Below are 8302 nucleotides of genomic sequence, written 5' to 3'. Positions count from 1 at the left end.
AAATCTCCCCTACCCCTCTTTGCTAAAGAGGGGGATTTCTTGAGTAAATTGATAGTAACTGACTCATTTACATTTTAATTTCAATAGAGATTAAATTATCTGCTTTCAAAAAACGTTAAAGTAGAACATAAATATTTAATTCTCCAAAGATCCAATCCCCTCTTTAGCAAAGAGGGGTAGGGGAGATTTGGCAGAAGTGAAAACAGAGAAATATAAAAGATGATTAAGAAACTATATTCAATAATTTTTATTTGCGTATTGTTAATAATAGGTTGTACGAATAGTAATTCCGTTGTTCAAAAACAAATAACACATATACGTTTTTTTGATAATTCTATTCATGTTCAGATAAATGAAAAACTGTATCATTTAAAGAGCAAAGATAAGAAAACAATACAACAATTTAAAGAATTTTATGATAGTTACCATTATAAAGTATCTAAACAAGCTTTAAACCTGCAAATACTAACGCAAAGTTCTAATGAGCTTATATACTCACTTTTTATTGATAAAAATCTATTAAGTGATGATGACTTAATCAAATTAAAAAAAGTATATCAAGCTGAAGCTTATGAAAAACAATATATAAAAGTAACATTCTTGGCTGATGCTGAGACTTTTTATGGTTTAAATAATTTAACTGATGAATATAAATTAGATACCCCACTACCAATAGTAGTAACTGACAAAAGACCTTTTTTTGAAACTGGTAACGGTCAATTGTTATTTATTTTAACAATGCCAGTTTGGGTACCATTTGCATTAGTATTTGGTTTAAAGCCTTAATATTTATAATGATATAAATTATGTTTACATAGAGACTCCAAAATGACAACCCAAAACTTCCTAGTAGAAATCGGCACGGAAGAGCTGCCACCAAAAGCTCTCAAAACATTAGCGACCTCTTTTGCGGATAACGTAGAGGCGGAATTAAACCAAGCGGGCTTATCATTTGACAAAATCGAATGGTTTGCAGCACCGCGTCGTTTAGCAGTGAAAGTGTTGAACTTAGCCACACAACAACCAAGCAAAGAAATCGAAAAACGTGGACCTGCAGTGTCTGCAGCCTTTGATGCGGAAGGTAAACCAACTAAAGCGGCAGAAGGCTGGGCACGTGGTTGTGGCATTACTGTTGAACAAGCAGAACGCATTGCGACTGATAAAGGTGAGTGGCTCGTTTATCGTGCAAAAATTGAAGGTCAACCGACTAAGAATTTACTGAACGACATTGTGGCCAATGCATTGGCGAAATTGCCAATTCCAAAACCAATGCGTTGGGCAGATAAAACCGTGCAATTTATCCGCCCGGTTCACACCGTGACGATGTTATTAGGTGATGAGTTAATCGAAGGCGAAATTTTAGGTGTGGCAAGTGCGCGCACTATTCGCGGTCACCGTTTCTTAGGCGAGAAAGAATTTGAAATTCAACATGCAGACCAATATCCACAATTATTACGTGAAAAAGGTTCTGTAGTGGCTGATTTCAACGAGCGTAAAGCAGAAATCCTTGCAAAATCTCAAGCAAAAGCGACCGCACTTGGCGGCGTGGCTGATATTGAAGAAAGCTTGCTTGAAGAAGTGACTTCGTTGGTGGAGTATCCAAACGTCTTAGCGGCTAAATTTGAAGAACGTTTCTTAGCGGTGCCAGCGGAAGCATTGGTTTACACCATGAAAGGTGACCAAAAATATTTCCCGATTTATGACAAAGACGGCAAATTATTACCGCACTTTATTTTCGTATCGAACATCAACCCAGAAGATCCAACCGCGATTATCGAAGGTAACGAAAAAGTGGTTCGCCCTCGTTTAACCGATGCGGAATTCTTCTTCAAAACCGACTTAAAACAAAAACTGGTTGATCGTTTACCACGTTTAGAAACCGTGTTATTCCAACAACAACTGGGCACATTGAAAGACAAAACTGACCGAATTGAGCAACTTGCAGGCGAAATTGCAAAACAAATCGGTGCAGACGAAGCGAAAGCAAAACGTGCAGGATTACTGTCAAAATGTGACTTGATGACCAACATGGTATTCGAATTCACCGATACGCAAGGCGTAATGGGCATGCACTATGCTCGTCACGATGGTGAAGATGAAGAAGTGGCTGTGGCGTTAAACGAACAATATATGCCACGCTTTGCAGGTGATGAATTACCGAAATCTTTGGTGGCAAGTGCGGTCGCTTTAGCGGATAAATTTGATACTCTAACAGGTATCTTTGGTATCGGCCAAGCACCAAAAGGTAGTGCAGACCCATTTGCATTGCGTCGTGCGGCATTAGGTGCGTTACGTATTATTGTTGAGAAAAACTTACCACTTGATTTAGAAGATGTAGTGAAAAAATCAGCCGCACTTTTCGGTGATAAACTAACCAATCAAAACGTAGTAGCCGATGTAGTGGACTTCATGCTTGGCCGTTTCCGTGCATGGTATCAAGATGAAGGCATTGCGGTGGATGTGATTCAATCGGTATTGGCGCGTCGTCCAACTCGCCCAGCTGATTTTGATGCGCGTGTGCGTGCGGTTTCACACTTCCGTACTTTAGATTCAGCGGAAGCGTTAGCGGCAGCTAATAAACGTGTAAGTAACATCTTAGCGAAAGCGGATGCTGCAATTGGCGAGATCAATTTGACCGCTTGCGTAGAGCCAGCAGAAAAAGCCCTTGCTGAAGCGGTACTTGCATTACGCACTGAAGTACAACCGCTTATTGCACAAGGTGATTACACCGCAGTATTAGATAAATTAGCGAACTTACGCGCACCGGTAGACAGTTTCTTTGATAACGTAATGGTAAATGCTGAAGATCCAGCATTACGCCAAAACCGCTTAGCGATTTTAAACACGTTACAAGGCTTGTTCTTACAAGTGGCGGATATTTCGGTATTGCAATAATGAATCTAAAAAAGGATGGTCAATTTTCCAACGACCATCCTTTTGTATATAGACTTCAAATGATTATTTCTCTATAATCAACCGCACTTTCCCCCTTTAGCTCAGTCGGTTAGAGCAGGCGACTCATAATCGCTTGGTCGCTGGTTCAAGTCCGGCAAGGGGGACCATTTATCGAGATCGCACTATGCGGTCTTTTTTTATATTTAAAATATTTTAGGAGTTAACTATGGTTGCGGAAGGAGCGGGTGATCTAATCCGGGTTGTGGCGCTATTGGGTGCTGCAGTTGTTGCCGTGCCGTTATTTAAACGCATCGGATTAGGTTCTGTACTAGGTTATTTAGCGGCTGGATTAGTTATTGGGCCTTTTGGATTGCATATTATTCATGATCCACAAGCGATTATTCATCTTGCTGAATTTGGCGTCGTGATGTTTTTATTCGTGATTGGGCTTGAAATGAAACCTTCTCATCTTTGGAGTTTGCGTCGTCAGATTTTTGGATTAGGTAGCTTGCAGGTTGTCATTTCTGCGGTACTGATGACCGTTGTAGCGACTCAATTTGGCTTGTCTTGGGAAGTCGCTTTTGTTTGTTCATCGGGTTTTGTTTTAACGTCAACAGCAATTGTGATGCAGGTACTTGGGGAACGTAAAGCACTTTCAACAAAACCGGGTCAAAAAATTGTTTCAATTCTATTATTTGAAGACTTGCTGATTGTACCTTTATTAGCGGTGATTACATTCTTATCACCTTTTGAACGTGAATCTCAAATCGTTTGGTGGCAGTCTGCACTTATTGCGATGGTGGCATTAGGTGCGTTGATTTTCATTGGGCGTTTTATTCTGAATCCAGTCTTCAAAATTCTCGCTAACTCTAAAGCACGCGAAGTGATGACTGCGGCTGCACTCTTTGTTGTGTTAGGTTCGGGGTTATTAATGGAAGAAGCCGGGCTTTCGATGGCAATGGGGGCTTTTGTGGCGGGAGTCATGCTATCCGAGTCCTCTTTCCGTCACCAACTTGAAGCTGATATCGAGCCTTTCCGCGGCTTGTTACTTGGTCTTTTCTTCCTTGGTGTGGGAATGTCATTAAATCTCGATGTGGTTATTGAAAACTGGTCATTGATTTTATTGGGTGTGATTTCTCTCATGCTCACAAAAGGTCTTTGTATTTACTTGGTTGCTCGCGTAGCAAAAAGCTCACATAAAACCGCATTGGAACGAGCATTTTTAATGGCTCAAGGTGGGGAGTTTGCATTTGTCTTATTTGCTGCTGCTACAGCAGAAGGCGTGATAGATCAAACCATAAATGCGAATATGACAGCGATTGTTGTGCTTTCGATGGTGTTTACACCGATTATATTAATTCTTTATGAAAAACTGATGCCTAAACCGAAGACAGATGATATTCAGCCAGATGAAATTGATGAACAGCATCCAATCTTAATTCTGGGGATGGGGCGTTTCGGACAGATAGTGAATGATTTACTGCGATTAAGTGGTTACGATACCACCGTCGTAGATTTAGATCCTTCCATGATTAAAGGCTTTAATGATTACGGAATAAAATCCTATTTTGGTGATGCTTCTCGTCCAGAATTTTAATTGCAGCAGGATTGGAAAAGGCTGATTTACTTGTTGTAGCGATCAATAATCCGGCGCAAGCAAATCAAATCGTCCACTTTGCTCGAGAAATTAATCCTCGCATAAAAATCATCGCACGAGCATTCGATCGTTTTGATACCTTCGCACTATATCAAGCGGGAGCTGATGATGTGATTCGTGAAACCTTTGATTCAGCAGTCCGAGCAGGTAAACGAGCACTTATCAATTTAGGCATGGCCCCTAAAATGGCAAAAGCAGTCAGTCAATATTATTTTGACGCAGATCGCCATGAAGTGGCCTTAATGTCGCAAGTTTATGATCCTGACAAAGGCATATTTAAAAATCCAGCTATGATTGATATTGCTCGTGAATGCGATCAAAAAATGGCAGAGCATATTCAAGAGATTCTTTTAAGTACTGAACCTAAGTATGAAGAATTAGAAGAGCATGAAGATTAAAATGCAACAAACCGCACAAAAGTGCGGTTCGTTTTTTGCTGGTTTTAGTGATTGTAACCTTTCAACAATTCATCCCAATTTTCTTCATTGAATTGAATATTCATTCTGCCGACTTCTTTGACAAAAGAGCGGTGTAATCTTTCCAAGTTGCCTTGTTTCCAAGAATCTCCTGATTTTTGACCGCACTTATCGAAATCAATAAGCCAACATTTTTGTTCATTTCCGAGTTGTTGAACGAGAATATTATGAGCGTTGAGATCCGTATGACAGATTTGCAAATCATGTAGCTGGCGAATTAATTTACCAATGGCTTGCCAGATGTCATTCGGCAATTGCTGAATTTGTAAAAGTGCGGTCAGATCTTGGGCATTTTCGATCTTTTCAATTAAGATATCTGCTTGGTAACAAATACCCAATTTGCCTTTTTTAACACGTGCAGCAATCGGTTTTGGTGCAGCAACGCCTGCTTGATGGAGTTGATTTAAAAGCTGAAATTCCGCCACGCTGCGAGTTTCACTAAATGATTGAAAACGATAGCGATCTTTGTTGAATTTCCCCCATAAACCACCGCGATAATAATGACGAAGGGCAGTGTTTACACCAAAAAGATCTTTTGTATCCAGGAAGTAGGTTGTGCCGCGTCCTTTGGCTGAACCGGTAATACGTTGTTGTTCTTTCCAAAAAGCCGATTCAAAAAATGAAGCGGGCTCTGTTGGTTTTTCTGTGAGATTAAAAAGAAAGAATTGATTATCTTGTTGGAATTCAAGCATTTTAGTTGAACCGAATAATAGAAAATGCTTTCATTCTACTTTAAAATAGACGGAAATTAAATGCGCGAGGAACTCAAATGTCCCATTCTCCACTTTTTGCCTCTCCCCCTAAATCACTTTGTATTTTACGTTTGTCTGCTGTGGGTGATGTTTGCCATGCACTTGCTGTGGTGCAGCATATTCAACGTCATTGGCTGCAAACGAAATTAACGTGGATTGTGGGTAAAACAGAAATGGGTCTGCTTTCTGGCATTGAAGGCGTGGAACTGGTTCCTTACGATAAAAAGAGCGGTTGGAAAGGCGTGTGGAATTTATGGATGTTTTTGAAAAACAATCAATTTGATGCGCTTTTGAATATGCAGACGGCATTTCGTGCTTCTATTATCTCTCTTGGTATTCAAGCGAAATATAAAATTGGGTTTGGTAAAAAACGTTCTCGAGAAGGACAATGGTTATTTGTGAATCGTCGAGTTCAAGATCCTGAAACGCCTCATGTGCTAGATGGTTTCATGGCTTTTGCGGATTATCTAGGAGTGCCACAGGCGGAAATGCTTTCTTGGCAATTGGCAATTTCTGATGCAGATCGAGAATATGCCAAACAGTTTATTGATCCAACACGCAAAAATCTGATTATTTCTCCTTGTTCTAGTAAAGCTGAGAAAGATTGGTTGATGGAGCGCTATGCTGAAGTGGCAAATATTGCTCATCAACATAATGTGAATGTAATTTTTTGCAGCTCACCGGCAAAACGCGAATTAGAAATGGTGAAAAAAATTACCGCACTTTGTGATTTTGAACCGGTTGATGCTTCAGGAAAAACCAGTTTGAAACAGCTTGCTGCATTAATTCATCAAGCAAATTTAGTCATCTCGCCCGATTCTGGTCCAGCTCATATCGCTACCACGCAAGGCACGCCAGTGATTGGATTGTATGCCTATCACAATCCATTGCGCACCGCACCTTATCATAATCTGGATAATGTGGTATCGGTATATGAAGAAAATGTGCAAAAAGAACAAGGAAAACCTTCAAGTGAATTGCCTTGGGCGACAAAATTAAAAGGCAAAAATTTAATGGCTGAAATTCAGGTAGAGCAAGTGGTGGCTCAGATGAGAGCTTTGAATTTATTTTAAAGTGCGGTCAATTTTAGAGATAAAAAAAGCCCTCAAATGAGGGCTAAAAGAATCATAAAGTTCCTTGCGAATTATTCGCCTTTTTGTGCGTTGTAAGCTTCTAATGCACGAAGAGAATAGGTGTAAGCTGCACCTGCATTTAATGCGATAGACATCGCTAATGCTGCTGCCACTTCTTCTTCAGTTGCACCTGCTTTCACCGCTTCATCAGCGTGCACGCCAATGCAGCTTTCACAACGTGTTGTTACTGCAACGGCTAATGCAATTAATTCACGGGTTTTAGCATCTAATACGTTACCTTCTGCCGCCGCCGCACCTAATGCGCCGTAAGCTTGTAACATTTTAGGGTATTTTTTACCTAATGCACCGAATGATTTTTTAACGTGTGCTACATCATTTTTCCAATCTGCAAACATTGTTTTTCTCCTTAAATTTAGTACAAATTTCGAGAGGAATTATAAGCAGATTAGCGTATGATACTTGTCAAATTGTCTTAACTTTTAGACGGAAAATCTCACAATGGATTATTTAGATAAATTAACACAGCTGGCGCAAGTGCGCGGGGAAATTAATATTCACTGCTTGTTTCAAGGGGATTGGCAAGTTGAACATCAGCCAGATGCGGCGGAATATCAAGGTTTATTTCATTTAATCGAGCAAGGTGAGTGCTGGGTAACCTTTGCGGGAAAACAGTTTCATTTGAAGAAAGGTGATCTCTTTTTTCTCCCTCAAAATCGACCGCACTTTTTGGGCAGTTCTCAACAAAAAAGAGAGAATAGCCTACAGAAAGCGCAATCAAATGCACTTTTTAATGTCCATCAAATAGGGGCCGGTACGCCCGATCTGAAGATGTTTTGTGGGACATTTTATTACCAAAAACCGTCATTATTAATTGATTCATTACCAGACTATTTACATCTTTCTCTACAGAATACACCTGTACAGCCCTTGGTTTCACTTTTTTTACAAGAAGCCGAGAAACCGGAGCAAGGCACAAAATCGGTGATTGATGCATTATCAAACGTATTGTTTATTTATATTTTGCGTCATGCTCAGCAAATAGGTTTGCTCAATCAAGGCTTACTAGCCGCGTTGCAAGATAAAAGGCTGAATCAAGTCCTTGAAAAAATCCTGTTTTCACCTCAATTAGATTGGAATATTGCGCAATTAGCAGAGTTAGCATCCATGTCTCGTGCGACCTTTATGCGGATCTTTCAACAGCAATTAGGGATGCCTCCAGGAAAATTTCTCACACAAGTGCGGTTAGAAATGGCGGCCGTTTTATTGAAAAATACGCAAAAGACTATTTTAGCGATTGCTCTTGAAGTGGGGTATCAATCAGAAGCACATTTTAGTAAGGCGTTTAAAGCAATTTATGGGCTTTCACCGAGCCAATTTCGCAAAACCTAGCCCATCGTTTAAAACTTGCGTTATAATGACCGCACTTTA

At 40.1% G+C, this 8302-nt stretch carries 6 protein-coding genes, 1 tRNA gene and 1 pseudogene; 6 read left to right on the top strand and 2 right to left on the bottom strand.

What is annotated here, in order from left to right:
• Positions 1-219 precede the first annotated feature (219 nt).
• The 4 genes and pseudogenes from HMPREF2750_RS03900 to HMPREF2750_RS03885 all read left to right on the top strand — a co-directional run bounded on the left by HMPREF2750_RS03900 (position 220) and on the right by HMPREF2750_RS03885 (position 4950).
• Positions 220-786 (top strand): hypothetical protein, encoded by a 567-nt coding sequence (locus HMPREF2750_RS03900; protein WP_070582623.1) that lies wholly within the window; start codon positions 220-222, stop codon positions 784-786.
• 42 nt (positions 787-828) lie between these two features.
• On the top strand, positions 829-2895 hold the full coding sequence (gene glyS / locus HMPREF2750_RS03895) for a glycine--tRNA ligase subunit beta (protein ID WP_070582622.1): 2067 nt from the start codon (positions 829-831) through the stop codon (positions 2893-2895).
• 90 nt (positions 2896-2985) lie between these two features.
• Positions 2986-3062: transfer RNA gene (locus HMPREF2750_RS03890), tRNA-Ile, on the top strand.
• 59 nt (positions 3063-3121) lie between these two features.
• A pseudogene (locus HMPREF2750_RS03885) lies at positions 3122-4950 on the top strand (monovalent cation:proton antiporter-2 (CPA2) family protein).
• Between the two features lie 44 nt (positions 4951-4994).
• Here HMPREF2750_RS03885 and HMPREF2750_RS03880 read toward each other — a convergent pair.
• The gene (locus HMPREF2750_RS03880; protein WP_070582621.1) at positions 4995-5720 is read right to left on the bottom strand and encodes a 3-deoxy-D-manno-octulosonic acid kinase; all 726 of its coding nucleotides are present in this window, start codon (positions 5718-5720) and stop codon (positions 4995-4997) included.
• A 77-nt stretch (positions 5721-5797) separates the two neighbouring features.
• Here HMPREF2750_RS03880 and HMPREF2750_RS03875 point away from each other — a divergent pair, with 77 nt between their 5' ends.
• Positions 5798-6853: a glycosyltransferase family 9 protein gene (locus tag HMPREF2750_RS03875; protein ID WP_070582620.1), complete on the top strand. Its 1056-nt coding sequence runs from the start codon at positions 5798-5800 to the stop codon at positions 6851-6853.
• A gap of 71 nt (positions 6854-6924) precedes the next feature.
• Here the strand turns inward: HMPREF2750_RS03875 and HMPREF2750_RS03870 are convergent, their stop codons facing one another.
• On the bottom strand, positions 6925-7269 hold the full coding sequence (locus tag HMPREF2750_RS03870; protein WP_005698020.1) for a carboxymuconolactone decarboxylase family protein: 345 nt from the start codon (positions 7267-7269) through the stop codon (positions 6925-6927).
• 103 nt (positions 7270-7372) lie between these two features.
• On the opposite strand from HMPREF2750_RS03870, the gene HMPREF2750_RS03865 reads away from it, so the two are divergent.
• Complete coding sequence (locus HMPREF2750_RS03865; RefSeq protein ID WP_070582619.1) at positions 7373-8263, top strand: cupin domain-containing protein; 891 nt, start codon at positions 7373-7375, stop codon at positions 8261-8263.
• Positions 8264-8302: the final 39 nt, after the last annotated feature.

This window comes from Haemophilus sp. HMSC066D02 (assembly GCF_001810545.1).
In the GTDB taxonomy this organism is placed as follows: Bacteria; Pseudomonadota; Gammaproteobacteria; order Enterobacterales; family Pasteurellaceae; genus Haemophilus_D.
Note: the sequence above shows the minus strand (reverse complement) of the source record. Positions and strands in the feature narration are given on the sequence as shown.